This window comes from Roseburia hominis, from assembly GCA_040702975.1.
GTDB lineage: Bacteria > Bacillota > Clostridia > Lachnospirales > Lachnospiraceae > Allocoprococcus > Allocoprococcus hominis_A.
On the sequence record CP159990.1, the window covers coordinates 561,078 to 583,997 of the forward strand.

Below are 22,920 nucleotides of genomic sequence, written 5' to 3' on the forward strand. Positions count from 1 at the left end.
ACGATCATGAGTATTTTAAAATTAAAACCGAGCTGTAAGGATTATCTCTGGGGCGGTCACCGTTTGGCAGAGGAATATGGAAAGGAATATGACGGCGATGTGCTGGCGGAGACATGGGAGTTATCCTGCCACCCGGACGGGCCGTCGGTGATCACGAACGGCTGCTTTGCGGGAAAGACCTTGAAACAATATATTGACGAACAGGGGAAGGAGGTTCTGGGGACGCATTGCAGGAGGTTCCGGGATTTTCCGATTCTGACGAAATTCATTGATGCGAAGGACAATCTGTCGATTCAGGTCCACCCGGATAACCGTTACGCCCTGAAAAATGAAGGACAGTACGGGAAGACAGAAATGTGGTATGTGATGGACGCAGGAAAGGACGCATTTCTGTATTATGGGTTCAAAAAAGAGATCAGCAAGGAGGAGTTTGCAAGAAGGATACAGGAGGACACCTTGCTGGAGGTATTAAACGCCGTTCCGGTTCAAAAAGGTGATGTGCTGTTCATTGAGTCCGGGACGATTCATGCGATTGGTAAGGATATTTTGATTGCGGAGATTCAGCAGAATTCGAATGTGACGTATCGTGTGTACGACTATGGAAGAGTCGGAAAAGACGGGAAAAAACGGGATCTGCATATCGAGAAGGCCCTTGCCGTGACGAACCGGGTGCCGATCATCAAGGATAAGAGCAGCTATCCGCATGTGGCAGACTGTGACTATTTTACGGTAGATAAGTTAAATCTTGACGGAAAAGTCATGAAGAAAATGGAAGGAACAGTTTCCGAGGAATCCTTTGCCAGTATCCTCATGCTTGACGGCGAGGGAACTATCTCAAATCAGGGGGAGACGCTTGCATTCAGGAAAGGGGACAGCTTTTTCCTGTCGGCGGGAAGCGGCACGTACCAGGTGCAGGGCTCATGTGACGCTCTGATTACTACGATCCGCGAGAAGTCGGCGCCGGTCAGAATCGGCATTGATATCGGCGGAACGGATACGAAGATCGGCCTGGTGGATGTCCATCAGAAGCTGATCACGCAGACGACGATGGCGACCGGAAGCCATCGCCCTGCGGAAGAAATTATCCGGGAAATTGGGCAAAAGGCGCTGGAGCTTCTGGATACGCAGGGAATCCCGATGGATCAGTGCGTGGGAGCCGGAATCGGAGTCCCGGGGACGGTAGACCGGAGGGGTGGCCTGGTGCGCTATTCAAATAATATCAAGTGGGAGCATGTGGAACTTGCGAAAGAAATGGGTAAGTTTCTTCCGATACCAATACAGATTGCAAATGACGCGGACTGTGCGGCGCTTGGAGAGGCGGTCGCCGGAGCGGGAAGAGACTGTCAGGATGTGATCATGCTGACGCTGGGAACCGGAGTCGGCGGCGGAATCATTCTCGACGGAGCAATCTATGAAGGGCGCGGTGTCGGCGGCAGTGAACTCGGTCATATGGTGATCATCGAGAATGGAGAACCGTGTACCTGCGGAAGACGCGGGTGTCTGGAAGCGTATGCTTCGGCGACTGCGCTTAAAAGAGACGTAAAGAAGGAGACAGGGCGCGAAATGGCGCCGGAAGACATATTTGCCATGGCAGCGAGCGGGGAGGAGCCGTTTGAGAAAATTGTGAATGCTTATATCCGCAGACTGGGAATCGGAATCGTAAATATTGTAAATATTTTCCGCCCTCAGCTTGTACTGCTTGGCGGAGGAATTTCGAATCAGGGAGAGGTGTTGCTTGTGCCACTTCGCAAGATGATGGAGGAAGGCTGTTTCGGAGGAGAAAAGGGTGAGATACCGGAAATCGGGACAGCGGCGCTTGGAAATACGGCAGGAATGATCGGGGCGGCCAGCCTGATCTGAGGTGTGTTGAATTTTGGATGATCGGAATCTCGAAGAAGGGGAAACTCTGGTCATCTGAAAGATAAAATTTCAGGAGAGCGCCGCCCGGAGCATAAAGATGATGAGGGAAAGGGCGTACCTGAGGAAAGGAAGGAAAAGATGAGAAAGAGAAACAAGAAAGTGTGTGCCCTGCTGCTGGCGTTTACGATGGCAGCGGGCATGTGTATGCCGGTTTCTGCCAGGGAGGCGAAGAGCGTTCCGGCTGCAACAGAGTTTGCAGGACTGGAAGAGGCGGGAAGCTGGTATTACGGAGGAGGCTGGGAGTATCAGTATTCAGGTGCCGATAACTCTGCAGTGGCCATGGAGAATGGCATGGTAAAGGCCACAGTCGACTACAGCGCCGATGCGGACAAGGACTACAGCAAGATGGCGATTTCCAGCTGGAATGATGATGGAATCAGCTTCGAAGAAGTGACAAAAGTCACACTGGACTTCTATTATGATGAAGCAAAGATGACAAGCGGCAGTTTTAAGCTGACAGTAAATTCGGATGCCCTGAATGTCGGTGACACCGCGCTGGATTTAAGTGCGGCAGAGGTCGTGGACGGGACCTTGAAGAAACTTCCGGTCACACTGAAATGTGACGCGGCAAATGGTTCTGTAAATGGTATCACCTTCTGTTTGATCGGCGTCAATACGGATTATAAGGGGGATATATGGCTTGATAATATTCAGTTTGTGGCTGAGGAACCAAAGCCGGCTTCGGATGCAAAAACGTGGGATTTTGAAGACGGTACCACCCAGGGCTGGTATTTTGACAATAGCTGGGCAGGAGACAGTTATCATGGACCGACCGAGAATGTGTGCAGCGTTGAGAATGGAAGGCTAAAGGTCGATATGGACTATTCCAAAGATGTGGAAAACGGCTGGCTGCAACCGGCGATCAGTATTTCGCCGGAGGGCGGCATTGACTTTTCCGGCGCGACCATGCTGGGATTTGAGATGTATTTTTCTGCGGAGGCGAAGACCACGGGCAATATTACGGTAAAAGGCGTGGCCGGAAATGTCCTGAATGAGCAGATGTCGGGAATCAATAACATGGAGACAGAGGACGTCGGAAACGGGCTGACAAAGGCGGTGTTTAATTTTGAAATCGATACGGCAGCGGCCAAGTCGGAGACACCGGATAAGCTGATGCTTTTGCTGGTGGGAAATAACACGGATTACAAGGGACCGATTTATTTTGACAATATCCGGCTTTATACTCCCGTTGTCGAGGATGTCTATGTAGACGCTACGGTGAAGGCTGAGACTAAGACAAGTGTTTCAGGAAACAGCTCCGCTCTGTCGGTAAATGGAAGCAGCTATGCTTATGCGGATAAGATTCAGCTTGCTGATCCCAAGGCAGACGCTTCTGCAAAGGCACTCTATCAGTATCTGAAAGCGGTAGGAGAATCTGACGCGGCCCTTTACGGACACATGGAGGATACAGTCCTGAAGGCAGGCTCTTCGGAACTGTCGGATTCTGATACGGAAGATTTGACGGGATCTCTGGCGGCAATCAATGGCCTGGACTGTGGCGGATTATTCTCAGGCTTTGCATCCAAATATAATGCCCGCCATCCGGAGGAAGAGCCGCTTCCTGACACAACGGAGGGGAATATTAAGGCGGCAGCCCTTCTGTCCAATGAGGCAATACAGGGCGGCGCAGTTATGACCTTATCCTGCCATATGCCGAACTTTGCGTTCGCATCTGAAAAAGATAGTTCTGCAGTGAAAACGTATGACCGTTTTGATTACAGCAGTGCGGATTCCTATAATCTGAAGGGAGATTGTATGAATCAGATTCTGCCGGGAGGCGCGTTCAATCCACAGTTTACAGCCTTCCTTGATTTGATTGCCGAATATGCAGACCAGGTGGACGGTGCAGTGCTTTTCCGCCCGTTCCATGAAAATACAGGAAGCTGGTTCTGGTGGGGCAAGGCGTTCTGCGATGCGGAAACTTATAAGAGCGTATTTAAGTATACGGTAGAATATCTGCGTGATGTAAAAGGGGTACATAATTTACTCTACGTATATGGACCGGGTTCTGAGGCGGCGACCTTGGAAGAGTACGGTGAGCGCTATCCGGGAGACGAGTTCGTCGATATGGTAGGATTCGACACCTACGACGACAAAGCGTCTGCAGATGAAAGCTACACATTTATGAAGAACTTCGAATCAGTCGTAAAACTTACGGACCAGTTCGCAAAAGAGCATAATAAACTGTTTGCAGTGACAGAGACCGGTATCACGAACAGTGCGATGAAAAAGACCGGAAACGAACGCCCGGAATGGTTCACGGAGATTCTGGATATTATCACAAAACCGGAATATAACTGTGCATATTATATGGTATGGTCGAACTATGATTCCAAGAGCAATTACTACTCACCATTCGCTGTTTCAAAGGCGGAGGACGGAACGCTTCACGGGCATGAACTGATGGATGGATTTATCCGTTTTTATAACAATGAAAAGAGTATTTTTGCTGCGGATCAAAAGCAGGTAGTCTATGGTGAGAAACCGGCAGCTCCGACGGTAAACGGCTGGGAGGCGACAGGCTATATTACAGCGCCGCTTGCAGGAAAGCGTATCCTTGAGGCAGTAGATGTGACGGCACAGCTCAGCGAGGGCGTGACAGACGCATATCTGGCAGTGTCAAGTGGGACGAAGGAAATAAAGCTTGACACAAAGGTGGAAGGCAGAATAGCCCTGGCGAAGCTGACAAGCGAGGTTTTGGAGCAGCTTGGCGAGGCGGCAAACGGAAAAATCATTCTTTACGGAAATGGCGCAAAGCTGGCCGAGATCACAGTTATTTTCAACATTGCGGAGAAAGAACCGGACCCATATATGGTAGATGATTTTGAATCCTACTATGGCGTGGATTCCATGCTGACCGGCACCTGGGCGACCAATAAGGCTTCCGGCAGTACGATTGAACTGAATCTGACGAATATGGAAGGGGAAACGCAGGACGGCTACGCTATGAAGTTCACCTACAGAGAGACCAGCGGAGGCTGGGCCGGAGCTACGATTAACAAAGAAGTAGACTGGTCTGATTGTAATGCGCTTCAGTTCTGGACGATTCCGGACGGAAAGCAGCAGAAGACTGTTATCCAGATTCAGGCAAATAACACCTGCTATGAGGCGTATTTGAATCTGTATGATGATTATAATGCACGGGCAGGCAAACCGACGCTGGTGACGATTCCATTTTCTGAATTCTGTCAGCGCGATACAGCCGGGAATCCGAAGGGCGGTCTGGTAAATGACTGTGGAGCAGTTTCGAGCTTCGGTTTGTGGGTCAATGCGGTCGACAATGAATTTTTTGACGGCGATACAGTAAGTGGCACGATCTGGTATGACAACATTACAGCAGTTAAAACGGACGTTGAAACGCCTGTATTTGCAGAACCGAATCCGCAGGAACATACGCATGAGTATACCTATACGGATAACGGAGACGGAACACATACAAAGAAATGTGAGTGTGGAGAGACTGTTTCGGAGGAGCATATCTGGGAGAATGGAACATGTATCTGCGGCGCGAAAGAAACAAGTGAAGAGAAGCCGGGAACAGATGACAAGAAACCAGGAACGGATGACAAGAAGCCGGGAACAGATGATAGAAATCCGAATACCGGCGATAAGAAAACAGATGTGAAAAAGACCGGTACGGTAAATACAGGAGATTCGGCGAATACAGCCATGCTGATGGTAATATGTGCAGCGGCGTTGACGGTCATTCTGGGTGTAGTGTTCAGAAAGCGGATTAGCAGACGGTAATTGTTGTTTTGGAGGCAGATGACGGATACATCTGTCTCCTTCTATTTTGGAGATATATTTGAGCGAAGGTTTCTTAGACATTCGCAGGATGACAACTATATGCAAATGGGAGTATAGTAGTATAAAAGAGCGGAAAGGAAGGTATATAGAATATGTTTGGAAGAGGTTGCATAAAAGAGGAAATTATCCCTTTTGAAACCATGTCTTCGGAAAAAGTGACCGTGGGGCGTTTTACTGTGGTAGAGGACCAGGTTCAGGTGAGAGGCCACAAGCAGCCTTACGATTATCTGGAAATCCGGGAAGGGGTATCCATTTTACCAATCCATGACGGAAAAGTGGTTGTGCTAAGACAGTATCGCTACCCAGTGCGGTCCTGGCAGTGGGAGGTTCCGGGCGGATTTGTGGATAAGGGCGAAACCCCGGCAGAGGCGGTAGCAAGAGAATTAAAGGAAGAAACCGGTTATGATGTAAAGGAAATTGTTTCTTTAGGGGCATTCTACCCGTCTTTTGGCTCTACGAATGAGAAGATTCATTTATTTATGGCCGTGTGTGGCATGAAGGGAGAAGATGCCAGAGAGCCGGGTGAGGTGCTTTCAGTGACAGAGGTTACGTTCGACGAGTTTCGGGAGCTGGTGCGCTCCGGGGAGTTTATGCATGGGGCAGGGCTTGCGGCGTGGGCGAGATATTGTGAAAGATAGGGCGCGAATAATTGCTGAAGTAAATATTCGTGAAATTGCTATAAGGGTATACCCAAGGGCACCCCGAATGGCCATACGGGGTGCCCTTGGGTATGAAAGTTAAACAGTAATAGTTACGTAAAAGACTAAGAGTGAAATTGGAAGTAAGTAAGGACCGAATTGTGAATTGTTCAGAGTTTGGTTCTTTTTATTGATTTTTATGTGATAGGGTGTTAAAATATACGCAATGAGTATATAAAGGAGGAGAAGCAAATGGATTCAAGAGATATATTGATTGAACTGAGAAGAGAGACAGGAATGAAGCGGACAGAATTTGCGGATTATTTTGAGATTCCTTATCGAACAGTTCAAGAGTGGGAACTTGGGAATCGTAAGATGCCCAAATATTTGCTGCATTTGATGAGATACAAGTTGGAGATGGAGAAACTGATACGTGAGAAAGAAGAGGAGAGAGGAGGAGATGCCTATGACAAATAAACTTCAGCAATATTTTCCCATGATTCGGACAAGGAATCAAGTTTTGGAGGAGATACAGAGGAAGCAGGAATTGCTGGCTGAATTTGAATCCTGGAAAGAGGAGCAGCAGGAAGAATTCCTGGATTTCTGTGCCGGGGTCAGGGGCGTTAAGATATTGTATGATGTCTTTTTTAAGGAAATTTTTAGCCCGGAATATCACTCGGAGAGAATGGAAGGGCTACTTTCGCAGTTGCTTAAGAAAAAGGTGAGAATTCGCCAGGTGCTTCCGAACGATTCTGTCCGCCTGACAGATGAGAATACACTTTTGATCACGGACATTGTGGTGGAGTTGGAAGATGGCAGTCTGGCAAACATCGAGGTGCAAAAGATAGGATATGCATTTCCCGGTCAGAGAGTGGCCTGCTATTCGGCAGATATGCTTTTGCGGCAGTACAAAAGAGTGAAGAGCATTAGGAAACAAAAATTCACCTATCGGGATATAAAAAATGTTTACACTATTGTGTTTTTTGAGAAGAGTACTGAGGAATTTCATAAAATAAAGGACTCTTATATTCATTGTTCTAAGCAGGTATTCGATACCGGTCTGGTACTGGATACTTTGCAGGAGTTTATTCTGATACCACTTGACATTTTTAAGGATGCCATGCACAATAAAACTATAGATAACGAGTTGGAAGCATGGCTGACATTTCTGGTATTTGACAGACCGGAGAAGATGGTGGAGTTGATTGAAACTTATCCGCAATTTAAGGCCATGTACGAGGAGATTTACGACATTTGCCGTAATGTCGAAGAGGTGATGGGAATGTTTTCAAAAGGATTAGCGGAACTTGACCGGAACACGGTGCAGTACATGATTGAAGAGCAGGAGAAGAGATTAAGTGAGAATAAGAAAAAGCTGAACGAGAGTGAGAAAAAGTTGAGTGAGAGTGAGAAAAAGTTGAGTGAGAGCGAGAAAAAGTTGAGTGAGAGTGAGAAAAAATTGAGCGAGAACAGGGAACGGCTTAATGAAAAGACTCGCCAACTGGAGGCCAAGGAACAGGAGATTGCCGAACTGAAAAGAAGACTGGAGGAACTTTCAAAAAAAGCATAGATGAATTGTAGAAAAAGTGTGTGGTAGCAAATGAAGCTGACCACACATTTTTCATAAGTTGCCAAGCATACCTCAGTGAACGTCCGGTGGACGTTCATCTCGGTCAGGAAGAATATGGAAAACGCCTCAGAAATTACTCGGAAAATTTGTCGAAAAAGGGTGTATTCTGCGCAGGAAATGTGTTAAAGTAAGTATCACCTATAGGAATAGACGGGGGGACTTGGAAACAATAGAAGTAAAGAGTTGTTTGAAAGGACCGTGACATAGATGATACAACGAAGTGCAGAATTACGTTTTCTTATAAATGATTATAGAAAGATATGGAGACGACACTCAAGAAAGTTGACGAATATTGCAGCAGGTGTCATGTTTGCAACAGGTATATTAGTCGTCTTATGTTCAGGGGATTGGGCTGAAGATAAGGGAGAGTCTCTTAGAATCAATGCGGATACGGTGCATGGGGCTTCGCAGGCAGGAGAATCCGCGGACGTGTATCCGGGGCTGAACGGTGAAGGCGAGGAGTACCAGCTCAGTGAAAAGGAGTTGTCTCTCCTGTTTGCGTTGGAGCCATATTCGGATCAGCTCCGCAGTTTATATGAAAAATATCCGCAGGTGGGGCGGATCATAGTGAACCGGACGGCGTATCCGGATTGGGTGATTGAATATTTGACGGGTCATGAGGAAGCTGTGGACTGGGTGACAGCATTTCCGGACTATGCGAAACTAAGTCGGGAAGAACTGATGAATAGAGCACTTGCTCCTGTAAATCTGGAGGAATATCCGGCCCAGGAGGGGATTCCGCTGTATTATCAGTGGGATCAGACCTGGGGATATGCCGCATACGGGAATGGAACCGTGGCGACAGACGGGTGCGGGCCGACCTGTCTGGCAATGGTGGTGTCAGCTCTTGCGAAAGATGGCAGCTTTACGCCGGGAAAACTCGCGGAGTTTAGTATGGAAGAAGGATTTTATGCAGAGGATGCAGGCACTTCCTGGAGCCTTATGGATGTGGGCGCCGAGAAACTGGGCGTCCATGCATGGCAGATACAGAACTGGTCTCAGACGTCCATCAAAGAAGAGCTTGCAGCGGGTCACCCCATAATCTGCAGTATGGGACCGGGAGATTTTACGGATGCCGGGCATTTTATTGTGCTGACCGGGCTTACGGAAGACGGAAAGATTATTGTGAATGACCCGAACAGCAGGGTAAATAGTATGAAACGATGGGATGCTCAGGTGCTTTTGGATCAGATGAAAGCCATGTGGGCATATGCGAAAAAGTAAAGGAGTTTTTGATGTTAAATAGTAGTGGATTTGATTTGTGGGCAGATGATTATGACAAAAGCGTCAATTTGAGCGAGGAAGCGGATTCTTACCCGTTCGCGGGCTATAAGGATGTGCTGAACCGGGTATATTGTCACGCTCGCGCCGGTGAGGCGAAAAAGATTTTAGACATAGGTTTTGGAACGGGAATTTTGTCCGGGAAATTATATGATGACGGCTGTCTGATATACGGAATGGACTTCTCGGACAGAATGATAGAGCTGGCCGGGAAGAAGATGAAAGGGGCGAAGCTGATCCGTCATGATTTCGCAGAGGGATTTCCGGAACTCTGGGATGAGGAAAGGTTTGAATGTATTCTCTCGACGTATGCGCTGCATCATCTGGACGACGAACAGAAATTTGCGTTTATTAAGGAACTGAAACGCCATTTAAAGCCCGGAGGAAGGATTGTGATCGGGGATATTGCGTTTGAGACGGCAGAGGAGATGGAACAGTGCCGGAAAGTAAGCGGTGAGGAATGGGACGAGGAAGAAAAATACCTTACCTGCGATGCGGCTAAAAAGGCGTTTCCGGATGTGGAATTTGAGAAGATTTCATTTTGCGCGGGCGTTTTTGTGTTTTATGGCAGTAAATAGAGGAAGGGGACGAAGGAAATGGGTATCTATCAGTTAAAGAATGAAGAGCTAACACTGGAAATTACATCTGCCGGTGCAGAGATGAAGTCATTAAGGGATCATCACACAGGACAGGAGTATCTGTGGTGTGCGGATGAGGCGTACTGGGGGCGGACATCACCGGTCTTATTTCCAATTGTCGGAAACTATAAAGATAAGACCTCATATTTTGAGGGGAAGACCTATACGATGTCTCAGCATGGATTCGCACGGGATATGGAGTTTGAACTGGTTTCACAGTCAGAGGAGGAGATTTGGTTCCAACTGAAGGATAACGAAGAGACGCGGGCGAAATATCCTTTCCATTTTGTGTTGTCTCTGGGATATATTCTGACAGGGCGGGAAGTACAAGTCCTGTGGAAAGTAGAAAATACGGATTCCCGGAAGATGTATTTTTCAATTGGTGGACATCCGGCGTTTAACTGCCCGCTTCGGGAGGGAGAAAAGCAGACGGATTGCCGGATCGAATTTGGATGCGACGGCCCTTTGAAAGTGAGCGTTCTGAATGAAAATGGCGTTCTTTCCGATAAGGTGAAAATGTTGGAATTGGAGGAAAGAAAACTCACAATTACAGAGGATTTGTTTGATGATGATGCGCTGATTATTGAAAATAATCAGGCTCATGAGGTGGCTCTTATGGACTCGCAGGGGCATAAATATCTGACGGTTTCCTTTGAGTCTCCGCTTTTTGGTATCTGGTCTCCGGTCGGAAAGCATGCGTCGTTCGTATGTATTGAGCCGTGGTATGGCAGAGCGGACCGGGCAGATTTTAACCAGAGGTTAGAAGAACGGGAGTGGGGCAATGTACTTAATCCGGGAGAAGTGTTTGAGAAAAGTTATGTGATCCGGGTGTAAGAGCAGTCTGCGTTCCTAAGTGTCGTATGAAGGTATGGAGTTTTATGGAAAGAGGGAAAAGGTAATGGGTTACGGTAAGCATGTAAACGAGATTCTTTATGGCGGCGATTACAATCCGGAGCAGTGGCCCGAGGAAGTGTGGCAGGAAGATGTTCGTATGATGAAAAAGGCACACATCAATGAGGTCACTTTGAATGTCTTTAACTGGGCTGCACTCCAGCCGGATGAGAATACGTATTGTTTTGAAAAACTGGATAAGATCATGGACCTGATGCGTGAGAATGGTTTTAAAGTCTGCCTGGCCACGTCGACAGCGGCGCATCCGGCCTGGATGGCCAAAAGGTATCCGGATATTTTGCGTACGGAATTTAATGGTATGAAGCGGAAGTTTGGCGATCGGCATAACTCCTGTCCAAACAGTGAGACCTACCGGTACTATGCCCCCAGGCTGGCTTCGGAGCTGGCAAAGCGATATAAGGATTATGATAATATTGTGGCATGGCACATTTCCAATGAATATGGTGGGGCATGCTACTGTGAGAACTGTGAGAAGGCGTTTCGGAAATGGTTAAAGGAAAAATACGTGACGATCGAGGCGATGAACCGCAGTTTTAATACGGCTTTCTGGGGACATACTTTTTATGACTGGGATGAAGTGGTTCTCCCGAACCTCTTAAGCGAGCATTATGCAGAAAATGATACGGTATTTCAGGGGATTTCTCTGGATTATAAAAGATTTATGTCTGACAGTATTCTGGACTGCTATCGTCTGGAGTATGAAGCGATTAAAAAAGTGACGCCGGATATTCCGATCACCACCAATCTGATGGGCTTTTATAAGGATCTGGACTATCAGAAATGGGCGAAGTATATGGATTTTATTTCCTGGGACTGCTACCCCTTCCCAAAGGACGCCCCGGCATACACGGCAATGCGCCATGACCTGATGCGGGGAATTAAAGAGCAGAATTCCTTTGTCCTTATGGAGCAGACGCCGGGGGTCACCAACTGGCAGCCGTGCAATAAGTTAAAGCGGCCGGGCGAGATGCGGCAGCTTAGCTATGAGGCGATCGCGCATGGGGCCGATGCAATCCAGTATTTTCAGATTCGCAGATCCATAGGCGCCAATGAGAAGTTCCACGGTGCAGTGATCAGCCATTCGGGGCGGGACGATACCCGCGTGTTCCGGGAAGTCATACAGCTTGGGGAGGAACTTTCTCATCTGGGCGATATATTTCTGGAGGGGCGCACCCCGTCGCAGACAGCGATCGTATTTGACTGGGATAACTGGTGGGCCGTAGAATATTCCTCCGGTCCGACTACCAGACTAAAATACATGGACGCCGTGAAAGATTATTACACGGCAATATTTGAACAGAATATTCCGGTGGATATTGTAAGTGTGGAGGATTCCCTGGAAGGCTATCAGGTGGTCATTGCGCCTCTTCTTTATATGACAAAGACCGGCTGGGACGAGAAGGTACGGAGGTTCGTGGCTGACGGAGGCACATTTATCACGACGTATTTCAGTGGGATTGTTGATGAGCATGATCTGGTGATCACGGGAGGCTATCCCGGCCGCCTGAAGGATATTCTTGGAATCTGGGTGGAGGAAAGTGACGCTATATTAGAAGACGAACGGCATACTTTCCGGTATGAAGGCAAAGAGTATCCGGCAGATGTTCTCTGTGATCTGATGCATCTTACAGGAGCAGAGAGTGTGAGTGAATATGGAGAAGATTTTTACGAAGGAACTCCGGTCATCACAAGAAATGCTTTTGGAAAAGGGAAGGCGTACTATGTGGGAACCCGCTCCAATCCGGAATTCTATTACCAGTTCATGAAGCGCGTGTTTAGGGAGGCCGGGGTATCCGCACCTGTTGAAGTTCCCGAGGGAGTGGAGGCTGCAGTGAGGGAGAACGAGAAAGGGAAGGTAGTGTTCCTTCTCAACCATGGAAAGGATACGGTGGAGATTGCTCTTCCTAATGCATATGTGGATCTGTTAAGAGATACGGACTACCGGGCCGGGGATGTGATTGAACTGGAAAAATATGGGGTCTCTGTTTTAAAAGAAATAGAATCATAGATGTTGGAAAGATACGCTTCCGGCGGGAATGATAAAATCTGCCGGAAGCGTTTTGTTGTTGCCAAGCATACCTGAGTGAAGGCCTGCCGGAAATTCGGTGCGGAATCAGGTATATTTAAACACCGGCAGATTTTTAGATAGGCCTTTTAAAATGGCGGCACTATCTGGCTTGCAGAAAAAGCCTCATATATGCTTCAAAGGCAGCCGAAGGATAATGAGAAAAAATATCATTAAAAAAGGTGGGATTTTTTCCGCAATAGTGCTATTATAGAAAAGGTTAGTTAAAACTAATCATAAACCATTTTTGCTGTTAAAAGGCACAGAGTAAAAAGATACACGGTAAAAAGGTGGACAATAAAAAGTATACAGTCAAAAAGCAGACAATAAAACAGCAAACAGTGGCCCGAAATTCCAGGCATCGGGCAGAGAGGGGAAATCATATGTTTCTGGAAATAAAAGATCTAAAAAAAGGTTTTGGAAGCGGCGGGAATCGAGTCGAGGTACTGAAGGGAATCAGCTTTTCGATTGAACACGGAGAGATCTGCGTACTTTTAGGCCCGTCCGGTTCCGGTAAATCCACGCTGCTCAACATTATCGGCGGAATCGACCAGGCGGACTCAGGTTCTATTTCCATAAACGGCGAGCGGACCGCGGATATGACGGAGAAGAAGCTGACGATTTACCGGCGGAAACATCTGGGCTATATTTTCCAGATGTACAATCTGATCCCGAATCTGACTCTGCGGGAAAATATCGAAGTGGGTGCCTATCTTGGCAGCAATTCGCTGGACGTGGACGAGCTGCTTCATACGCTGGGGCTTTACGAGCATCAGAGGAAGCTGCCGAACCAGCTCTCGGGAGGCCAGCAGCAGAGGACGGCCATCGGAAGGGCCATCGTGAAGAATCCGGATATTCTGCTTATGGATGAGCCAACAGGGGCGCTGGATTATCATACTTCCAAGGAAATCCTGAAACTGATCGAGACGGTGAACCGGAAGTACGGAAATACAATTATCATGGTTACGCACAACGACGCGATTAAGGATATGGCGGACCGGGTGATCAAGCTGAGAGACGGTGTAATCAGGAAAGACTACCGGAACGAGCAGAAAATCTCTGCCGACGCGCTTGACTGGTAAGGGGGACGAAGATGAAGAATCCATTACAAAAACGTCTGCCGAGAGAACTGAAAAGCGAATTGGGGAAATATCTGGTCATTTTTTTGCTGCTCGTCGGCAGCATTGGATTTGTGTCCGGTTTTCTGGTTGCGGACGGCAGTATGATCATTGCCTATAATAATAGCTTTGAAAAATACAAGATCGAGGACGGGAATTTCAGGACAACAGAAAAACTGAATAAGGCACAGAAAAAGGCCGTAGAGGAGGCTGGCGTCACCCTATATGACAATTTCTATGTGGAGGAAAGTCTGACAAATGGAAGTACCATGCGGATTTTTTCTATGCGCAGGGAAGTGGATCTGGCCTGCCTTATGAGCGGTGCGTTTCCGGAGAAAACAGGTGAGATCGCTATAGACCGCATGTATGCGGACAATAATCAACTGGAAGTCGGAGACAGTATCAAAAGTGGGGAGCGTACCTGGAAGATTAGCGGGCTTATCGCACTTTCCGATTATAGCTGTCTGTTTGCCAACAATAACGATTCGATGTTTGACTCCGTAAAATTCGGGGTTTCCGTGGTGGCAGAAGATGAATTTGCCACATACGACGAGGAGGCGCTGCATTACAAATATTCCTGGAGATACGGTGACGGTACAGGAAGGCGGCAGAAGCTGGAGGAAAAGGAAGAAAAGAAATTATCGGAGGATCTGCTGGAAGTGCTGGTAAAGGAAACCAGCCTTAACGAGTTTGTTCCCTGTTATCTGAATCAGGCCATACAGTTTACCGGAGAGGATATGGGAGGGGACCGGGCGATGATGATCGTGCTGCTCTATATCGTCATCGCGATCATGGCGTTCGTGTTTGGCGTTACGATCAGCAATACGATCGTCAGGGAAGCCAATGTGATCGGGACCTTGCGCGCTTCGGGCTACACCAAAGGGGAACTGATCCGCCATTATATGATGATGCCGATCCTGGTCACGCTGATTGGAGCCGTCGCAGGCAATCTGCTTGGCTACACGATATTCAAAGATGTGTGTGTGGCAATGTATTACGGCAGCTACAGTCTGCCGACCTATGAGACGATCTGGAACGGGGAAGCCTTTTGCTTGACAACGGTGGTTCCTGTGATTTTGATGTTCCTGATCAATTTTATGATTCTGCACCGGAAGCTGCGGCTTTCCCCGCTTCAGTTCCTGCGCAGGGACTTGTCGGGGAGAAAGCGGAAAAGGGCGATTCCTTTGAGCCCCCGCATGGGAATCCTAAGCCGGTTCCGGCTGCGTATCATTTTTCAGAATCTCAGTAATTACGTGGTGCTGTTTGTAGGGATTTTGTTCGCAAATCTGCTACTGATGTTCGGGCTTTTGCTTCCCTCGGTCCTGGAAAATTATCAAAAGGAAATGGAAAGCAATCTGCTCAGCAATTATCAGTACATACTGCAAATGCCGGTGAGCGATATGGGAGATGACAGTCCTCTGGGAAATATGATTTCTATGCTGACCTTCGCCTATTCCGTGGAGACGGAAAATGAGGACGCGGAGAAATTCAGCGCCTATTCGCTGAACACCATTTCAGGGAAATATAAGAGTGAAGAGATCCTTCTGTATGGGATACAGAAAGGCAGCCGCTATATTTCGCTGGAACCCGGGGAGGACGAGGTCTATATTTCTTCCGGATTTGCGGAAAAATTCGCAATAGAACCGGGAGATACGGTGACCCTGAAAGAGAAATATGAGGACGGAGGGTATTCCTTCCGGGTGACGGGAATTTATGATTATGTGGGTTCTCTTTCCCTGTTCATGAGCCAGGAAAAGCTGAATCAGACCTTTGATCTGGGGGAGGATTATTTCAGCGGGTATTTCTCAGATACGGAGATTACGGATATCGATGAGAAATATATTAACTCGGTGATCGATGCGGAGGCGCTCACGAAGATTTCCCGGCAGCTCACGGTCTCTATGGGAGGTATGATGAATCTGGTCAACGGATTTGCGGTGATCATGTTTATGATTCTGATCTATCTTCTGTCCAGGGTCATCATTGAGAAGAATGCGCAGTCCATTTCCATGACGAAGATTCTGGGCTATACCAACGGGGAAATCGGGCGTTTGTATATTGTGTCGACGACGATCGTGGTGATTGTATTTCTGCTGGTCAGCCTGCCTGTTGTAACGAAGGGGATAGAGATTCTCTTTTTTGAATATATGATGACCAGCATTACGGGGTGGATCACGTTTTATATTGATCCGTTCATCTATGTCGAGATGTTTCTGATCGGAATCGCCACGTATGCGGTGGTCGCAATACTGGAATACCGGAAGATCGCGAAGGTGCCGATGGACGAAGCTCTGAAACATGTAGAATAAAAGGAACAAAATCAAAATAAAAACACTGGACGAAAGGAATACGAAGGTAGTAGAATAAAGAATAGTAGGAAAGATATGCATCGATGCAGGAGTAGGATGGCTCTGCATCGATGCTTATACGTTGTAATGAAGATTTGTGCGGAAAGAGATGTACATTTTGGGGGAATTTTGTTGATAAGGAGAGGGAGAATAAGAAGATTTCAGAGATGTCCACAGAGGAAAAAGTCCAGTATATGACGACGGCTCCGATTCCGCATCTGGTGAGCCAGATGGCGGTGCCGACGATTATCAGTATGCTTGTCACATCATTTTATAATATGGTGGATACGATGTTCGTGGGGAGGATCAATACCCAGTCGACCGCGGCAGTGGGTGTGGTATTTTCGGTGATGGCGCTGATTCAGGCAGTGGGATTTTTCTTCGGGCACGGATCGGGGAACTACATTTCCAGGCAGCTAGGGGCGCAGAAATTCGAGGAAGCAAAGAAAATGGCGGCTACCGGGTTCTTTTCCGCCTTCATAACGGGGATCGTCATGGCGACGGCCGGGCTGATTTTCCTAAAACCGCTGTCTTTGTTTTTGGGTTCCACAAAGACGATTCTGCCCTATACGATGAGCTATCTGCGAATCATTCTGCTGGGTGCGCCGTTTATGATGGCCTCCCTGGTGATCAACAATCAGCTTCGATTTCAAGGGTGCGCCTCGTTTGCGATGGTGGGGATCGTGACCGGTGCTGTGTTAAATATCGTGCTGGATCCGGTCCTGATCTTCGGCTGCCATATGGGAGTGGCGGGAGCGGCGCTGGCCACGGTGATCAGCCAGATCGTCAGCTTTGGCGTACTTCTGCGGGCCAGCATGAAAGGCGGGAATTTCCGGATATCCATCAAGAATTTTACGCCGTCCTGGTATTATTTGTCCAACATTTTCCGGGGCGGGATTCCGTCTCTTTGCCGTCAGGGGCTGGGGAGCGTGGCGACGATCTGCCTGAATACGGCGGCGGGAAATTACGGTGGAGCCTGTGCTGACGCGGCGATTGCGGCGATGGGCATCGTCTCCAGGATCACGATGTTTGCCAACTCCGCGCTGATTGGGTTCGGCCAGGGATTCCAGCCTGTATGTGGAACGAATTATGGGGCAAAGAAATATGACCGGGTGCGGGAGGCATTTTTCTTCTGTGTGAAAACGGCGGTGGGAGTGTTGGTCGTGATTTCGATGGTGGGCTTTTTGAGCGCCGGTCCGCTGGTCCATCTGTTCCGGGAGGACGCAGATGTGGTCCGGATCGGGAAAATGGCGCTTCGACTGCAATGTGTGGTATTTCCTCTGAATGCATGGATCGTGATGTCGAATATGCTCTTGCAGACGATTGGCGAAGCGCTCAAGGCTTCGATTCAGGCGGCGGCAAGACAGGGGCTTTTCTTCCTTCCGTTGATCTTCATTTTGCCGAGACTGTTCGGACTTCTGGGGGTACAGATGTGCCAGACGGTTTCCGATGTGTTTACGATGACGCTTTCGGTGCCTCTTAGTATGAGCGTATTGAAACGGTTAAAAGAATAAGAGAGCGGTTTTGATAGAATACTTCTTAAGTGGATTTTGGCTATCTTCTTGTCTACTTGGGAAGTATTCTATTTTTTCGCTCTCTTTTTCAAAAAATCGGATGAACAGAAATGTGGACCTTATGCCAATTTACTTTGGGATTAATCATTCTGCTCCAACCATTCACGAAGCAATTTCACATAGCGCTCATTGTCTTCCACAAAGCACATATGACGGCAGCCCTCGAACAGCTCCCAGCGGGAATTCGGAATCGCATCATACATCGTCTTTGCGATCAATGGAGTACAGAGGTCATCGGTTCCGCTGATGATGAGGGCAGGTTCTTTGATGTCTTGGATCTTATCCCGGTATTCCCAGCCATGCAGGCTTCCGGTAGGATTGTATTCATTGGGTCCCCAGCCTGCGGTGTAGGACTCCGTGCCGGATTTTTTCGGACGACGCAGACATTCCGGGGAATCTTCGGTGACAGCTCCGGCGCAGTGAAGAAGCATATAGCGGTCATTAGCTGCAAGGTAAGCGGGATCGGAGAAATCCCCGGTCTCTTCCGCTTTGGCAATGGCGGCCTGGTCCTCGGGGGACATCTGCCGGATCATGCGATGCTGCTCCTGCTGCCAAAGATCCGCGGATGGCAGAGTGCTGGAGAGGATCACCGATTTGATTCCCTCTGGTTTGTAATCGCAGAGATATTCGATCGCGAGCATTCCGCCCCAGGACTGGCCAAGAAGATGGACCTCATCAAGCTCCAGATGTTTCCGAAGCTGGATCAATTCGTTGTCCCAGGTCCTGGAACACCAGAGCTCCGGGCGTCCTTCCACGTAGGAATTGCCGCAGCCGAGCTGGTCATAGGAAATGATGGCACGTCCGTCCTCGGCGAGTGCGTCCAATACCTCAAAATAGTTGTGCGTGGAGCCGGGTCCTCCATGCATCAGAACCAAAGGTTTCTTGTTTCCGGTGCATTCTCCGGCAATCCGATAATAAGTCTCATAGCCCAGATAGGGCATATATCCTTCTGTGATTTTCATTATGTTTCTCCTTTGTGCAAAATGTTTGTTCCATTATACCTTGTGAAACGGCCGAATGGCCATACGGGATGCCCTTGGGTATACCTTGTGAAACGGCGAATGGCCATACGGGATGCCCTTGGGTATATTTTAAGAAACTGCGATACAGCCTGTTTACTGAAAGGTACTCTTAACGTTTCTTATTATACAGAAACATCATAAGGGAAGCTCCAAAGATCACGGCATATCCGGCAAAGCTTAAGATATCCGGCACTTCTCCCCAGAGAAGGAAGCTCCAGATTCCGGCAAATACAACAATCGTATAATCGTAGATAGAGATCTCACTTCCCGGTGCATTGGCATAAGCTGCCGTGATCGCAAACTGGCCGCCGGACGCGCAGACTCCTGCCAGAATAAGGAACAGAAGCTGTAATCCCGTCATCGGCGTATAGTCCACAATCAGGACGGGAAGCGTCACAAGGCAGGAAAATGCGGAGAAGAAAAATACGATAAACGGTCCTTTTTCTCCGCGCAGGCTCAGGCTGCGGACTGCGGTATACGCGGCGCCGGCCCCCAGCCCTCCCATGAATCCGACCAGCGCCGGCAGGGTGCCCTCAAATGCAAAACCGGGGCGTATGATGAGCAGACTTCCGATAAAAGCGGCCGCCACGCAGAACGTTTGCGTAGGGGTCACCTTCTCCTTCAGAAACAGGTAGGAGAAGAGAATCACGAAGAAGGGGGACAGCTTATTCAGCATGGAAGCGTCCGCTAAGTTCATGTGGCTGATCGCGTAGAAATTACAGAGGATTCCCAATGTGCCAAAGGCAGAGCGCACCAGCAAAAGTCCCAGATTCCCCTTCTGCCAGCGAAACGGGGTGCGGCTTCGTACCAGAAGAATCGCCGCCACGCCCACAGCGACCAGGTTCCGAAAAAAACTTTTTTGTATGGAGGGAATATCTCCCGATAGTTTTACAAACATATTCATGAGAGAAAAACAGAAGGCGGAAATCACGATAAAAAAGATGCCTTTTTGTTTTTTAGTCATAACGTTTCACATTCCTTTCTTTCTTTGAAAGCAAATAGAAAAATTTGCCCGTATGTGTTCATAATAGCACCTTGACAAAAAGAATACAAGTGGGAAGAAAACAGAAGAGTTTCGCCGTTTGATGATTACTTTTCAGTGATTAGCGAAGCAGGTCTGAAGATGGAGATTGGGGTTGCAAGGCAGCGAAAGTTCTTTTATACTAAAGAGTATCCGGCTTGTATTTGGGTACTTTGTGCACTGTGATACAAGGGCAGACATAAAAGGGCGGCAGACAAGGGTACGCCCGCTTATTTGGGGAAATGAAAGAGGTTTTGTAAGATGGAAAATAAGACAGTAATGACAGAGGGAAGTATCTGGAAACAGATTATCCGTTTTTCTATTCCGCTGATATTGGGGAATTTGTTTCAGCAGATGTACAATACGGTAGATTCGATTATTGTAGGAAATTATATAGGAAGTGATGCGCTTGCGGCAGTGGGAGGAAGCGGGGCGCTGATTAATCTGCTGCTGGCATTTTGCATTGGAGCGTCTGCCGGAGCCGGCGTCGTGATCTCACAGTATTATGGCGCGGAAAATGAAAAAGGAATGCACAAGGCAGTACATACCACTCTGGCGATTTCTGTAATTGCAGGGCTTATCATGACTATAATCGGAATCGTCGTTTCGCCGGCACTTCTGGCAATGATGGGAACTCCGGAGACGGTTCTGCCGCAGGCGTCTTTGTATATGCGGATCTTTTTCGGGGGAATGCTGTTTTCCGTAGTATATAATTTTGCCGCAGGTATTTTGAATGCGGTAGGGAATTCCAAAAAGGCGCTTAAGTATCTGATCATAGCCGCCGGTTCCAACGTAGTTCTGGACTGGCTGTTTGTGGTCGTGTTCGGTATGGGCGTAGAAGGGGTGGCCCTGGCGACGGATATTGGGCAATTTTTATCCTGTGTGTTTATCCTTCGCTTCATGATAAAGAGTAAGGATCTGTTTCATGTGAATATGAAGGAAATCCGTTTAGATGTGCCGACGGCGGCGAAAATCATTAAGATGGGGATTCCCACCGGAGTACAGAATATGGTGATTTCCTTTTCCAATGTGATTATACAGTCCAGCGTCAATGCGTTTGGCGCTACACTGATGGCGGCATTTGCGGCTTATGTTAAGATTGATGGATTCAATATTTTGCCAATTATGAGTTTTAGTATGGCGGCGACCACATTTACCGGACAGAATGTAGGCGCCCGGAAATATGATCGGGTAAAACGGGGAATGTGGGCGGCGCTGGGAATGGGACTTGCATACACCTGTGTGACCTCCGTGCTGCTTTTGTGTTTTGGAAAACAATTTGTGGGTGTGTTCGTTGACGATGCACAGGTTATATCACTGGGATGCTATATTTTGAGGTTTTTCTGCCCCTTCTATTTTCTCCTTACGATCATGCATATTCTGGCAGGAACCGTGCGGGGAACGGGGAAAACGCTCCCGCCTATGCTGATCATAATCTTTGCCCTCTGCGTATATCGGGTTATTTGGATACGGATTACGACTTCCCTGTTCCATGATATGAAGTGGATTTTCATGTCCTATCCGATTTCCTGGACGATCGGCGCCACGCTTATGACGCTTTATGCGTGGCTTGCCAAGTGGCTGCCGAGGGAAGAAGGATAAGAGGTGAAGTGGAGTTTAAACTTTCGCTTTAGCACGGAAAAATAGAAAAGAATTGGAAGGATTAAATTCCACCCCAAGGTGGAATTTCGGATTACAAAAGGAGAAAATTTTGAAAATTTTCTATTGACAAATGAAAGACAATTCTTTATAATACTAAGAGTCAAGCGGGTGTAGTTCAATGGTAGAACACCAGCCTTCCAAGCTGGATACGTGGGTTCGATTCCCATCACCCGCTTTTGTTATATCATTTTTTCGAAGAATCCGGGACTGGACCTGGATTTTTTTGTTTTCATGTATGCCTAAGTAGAGATTCGGAGAATTTTTGCCGAGGTGTTAAAACTTACGGCGGTGTACGGTTTGTGAGAAGGTGGATTATGCCTGGCAGGCGGTTTTAGGTGGAGGATGAGAATGTAACTTGTACATTTTAGGCGTCATTTAGCGAGAAAACAGGAGGAGCGCAAATGAAAATATCTGAAAAATGGAAGCGGGCGATCCGTGAGGAGATCAGGGAGCATAGAAGCACTTTTACGGTTTATATTGTGTTGCGTGCTTTGGTCGTGCTATGTATGATTCTGCAGATCTTAAAGCAAAATTATGAGAATGTATTTTTGTGTGCGCTTACCCTGATTTTGTTTCTGGTCCCGATGATGCTTCAGGTGAATTTAAAGATAGAACTGCCGACAACACTGGAGATTATTATTCTGTTGTTCATCTTTGCGGCGGAGATTTTAGGCGAGATTGAAGCCTACTACATTAAGATCCCGAATTGGGATACGATTTTACATACGCTGAACGGCTTTTTGATGGCGGCGATCGGATTTTCCCTGGTGGATATTCTGAACCGGGAAGAACGGTTAAAATTCGAATTGTCTCCGGTGTTTATGTCAATCGTGGCGTTTTGTTTTTCCATGACAGTGGGAGTTGTGTGGGAGTTTTTTGAATTTGGAATGGATCAGTTTTTTGGCTTTGATATGCAGAAAGATACTATTCTTCATAGTATCAGTTCCGTGATGCTTGATCCCGCGGGAGGAAATACGCCGACAGCGATTCGCGGGATTACCGATATTGTTGTGAACGGGCAGAGCCTGGGGCTGGGCGGTTATCTGGATATCGGCCTGCACGATACTATGAAGGATCTTCTTGTGAATTTTGTGGGTGCGGTGGTCTTTTCGATTATTGGGTATTTCTACATTAAGCACAAAGGAAAGGGAAAGATGGCGGCGCGTTTTATACCGAGATTGAAAGAAGGACCGGAGGTGGAAAGCGAAGGAAGCGGGCAATAAAAATATAACGTGGTTCCTGGAAGAGTCCTAAAGCTGCGCAGCCTGTGAACTTGCCGGCTCC

The 22,920-nt window shown here is 47.8% G+C and carries 16 protein-coding genes and 1 tRNA gene; 15 read left to right on the forward strand and 2 right to left on the reverse strand.

Going from position 1 to position 22,920, the window contains the following annotated elements:
• The first annotated feature begins 6 nt into the window (after positions 1–6).
• The 12 genes from ABXS75_02510 to ABXS75_02565 all read left to right on the forward strand — a co-directional run bounded on the left by ABXS75_02510 (position 7) and on the right by ABXS75_02565 (position 17,871).
• A complete protein-coding gene (locus ABXS75_02510) occupies positions 7–1,860 on the forward strand; it encodes a type I phosphomannose isomerase catalytic subunit (protein XCP85692.1) in 1,854 nt (617 codons plus the stop codon).
• Between the two features lie 138 nt (positions 1,861–1,998).
• A complete protein-coding gene (locus ABXS75_02515) occupies positions 1,999–5,667 on the forward strand; it encodes a glycosyl hydrolase (GenBank protein XCP85693.1) in 3,669 nt (1,222 codons plus the stop codon).
• A 152-nt stretch (positions 5,668–5,819) separates the two neighbouring features.
• On the forward strand, positions 5,820–6,365 hold the full coding sequence (locus tag ABXS75_02520) for an NUDIX hydrolase (protein XCP85694.1): 546 nt from the start codon (positions 5,820–5,822) through the stop codon (positions 6,363–6,365).
• Positions 6,366–6,617: 252 nt separating this feature from the next.
• Complete coding sequence (locus tag ABXS75_02525; GenBank protein ID XCP85695.1) at positions 6,618–6,842, forward strand: transcriptional regulator; 225 nt, start codon at positions 6,618–6,620, stop codon at positions 6,840–6,842.
• The gene (locus tag ABXS75_02530) at positions 6,832–7,935 is read left to right on the forward strand and encodes a PD-(D/E)XK nuclease family transposase (GenBank protein XCP85696.1); all 1,104 of its coding nucleotides are present in this window, start codon (positions 6,832–6,834) and stop codon (positions 7,933–7,935) included. The genes ABXS75_02525 and ABXS75_02530 overlap by 11 nt, the downstream gene beginning before the upstream one ends.
• A 366-nt stretch (positions 7,936–8,301) precedes the next feature.
• Positions 8,302–9,219 (forward strand): C39 family peptidase, encoded by a 918-nt coding sequence (locus ABXS75_02535; GenBank protein XCP85697.1) that lies wholly within the window; start codon positions 8,302–8,304, stop codon positions 9,217–9,219.
• An 11-nt stretch (positions 9,220–9,230) separates the two neighbouring features.
• Entirely contained in the window at positions 9,231–9,854 is a 624-nt protein-coding gene (locus ABXS75_02540) for a class I SAM-dependent methyltransferase (GenBank protein ID XCP85698.1), read from the forward strand.
• An 18-nt stretch (positions 9,855–9,872) separates the two neighbouring features.
• The gene (locus tag ABXS75_02545; GenBank protein ID XCP85699.1) at positions 9,873–10,748 is read left to right on the forward strand and encodes an aldose 1-epimerase family protein; all 876 of its coding nucleotides are present in this window, start codon (positions 9,873–9,875) and stop codon (positions 10,746–10,748) included.
• Positions 10,749–10,812: 64 nt separating this feature from the next.
• Positions 10,813–12,834 (forward strand): beta-galactosidase, encoded by a 2,022-nt coding sequence (locus ABXS75_02550; GenBank protein ID XCP85700.1) that lies wholly within the window; start codon positions 10,813–10,815, stop codon positions 12,832–12,834.
• 440 nt (positions 12,835–13,274) lie between these two features.
• Entirely contained in the window at positions 13,275–13,973 is a 699-nt protein-coding gene (locus ABXS75_02555; GenBank protein XCP85701.1) for an ABC transporter ATP-binding protein, read from the forward strand.
• An 11-nt stretch (positions 13,974–13,984) separates the two neighbouring features.
• On the forward strand, positions 13,985–16,318 hold the full coding sequence (locus tag ABXS75_02560; GenBank protein ID XCP85702.1) for an FtsX-like permease family protein: 2,334 nt from the start codon (positions 13,985–13,987) through the stop codon (positions 16,316–16,318).
• Between the two features lie 206 nt (positions 16,319–16,524).
• The gene (locus ABXS75_02565; protein ID XCP87072.1) at positions 16,525–17,871 is read left to right on the forward strand and encodes an MATE family efflux transporter; all 1,347 of its coding nucleotides are present in this window, start codon (positions 16,525–16,527) and stop codon (positions 17,869–17,871) included.
• Positions 17,872–18,011: 140 nt separating this feature from the next.
• Here ABXS75_02565 and pepI read toward each other — a convergent pair whose 3' ends face one another.
• Entirely contained in the window at positions 18,012–18,896 is an 885-nt protein-coding gene (gene pepI / locus ABXS75_02570; protein XCP87073.1) for a proline iminopeptidase, read from the reverse strand.
• Between the two features lie 166 nt (positions 18,897–19,062).
• Complete coding sequence (locus tag ABXS75_02575) at positions 19,063–19,917, reverse strand: DMT family transporter (GenBank protein ID XCP85703.1); 855 nt, start codon at positions 19,915–19,917, stop codon at positions 19,063–19,065.
• A gap of 318 nt (positions 19,918–20,235) precedes the next feature.
• Here ABXS75_02575 and ABXS75_02580 point away from each other — a divergent pair, with 318 nt between their 5' ends.
• The 3 genes from ABXS75_02580 (at position 20,236) to ABXS75_02590 (ending at position 22,859) form a co-directional block, all read left to right on the forward strand.
• Complete coding sequence (locus tag ABXS75_02580; protein ID XCP85704.1) at positions 20,236–21,576, forward strand: MATE family efflux transporter; 1,341 nt, start codon at positions 20,236–20,238, stop codon at positions 21,574–21,576.
• Between the two features lie 164 nt (positions 21,577–21,740).
• Positions 21,741–21,811, forward strand: a tRNA-Gly gene (locus ABXS75_02585).
• Between the two features lie 226 nt (positions 21,812–22,037).
• Positions 22,038–22,859, forward strand: coding sequence for a hypothetical protein (locus tag ABXS75_02590; GenBank protein ID XCP85705.1), 822 nt, complete (start codon positions 22,038–22,040; stop codon positions 22,857–22,859).
• The last annotated feature ends 61 nt before the right edge of the window (positions 22,860–22,920 follow it).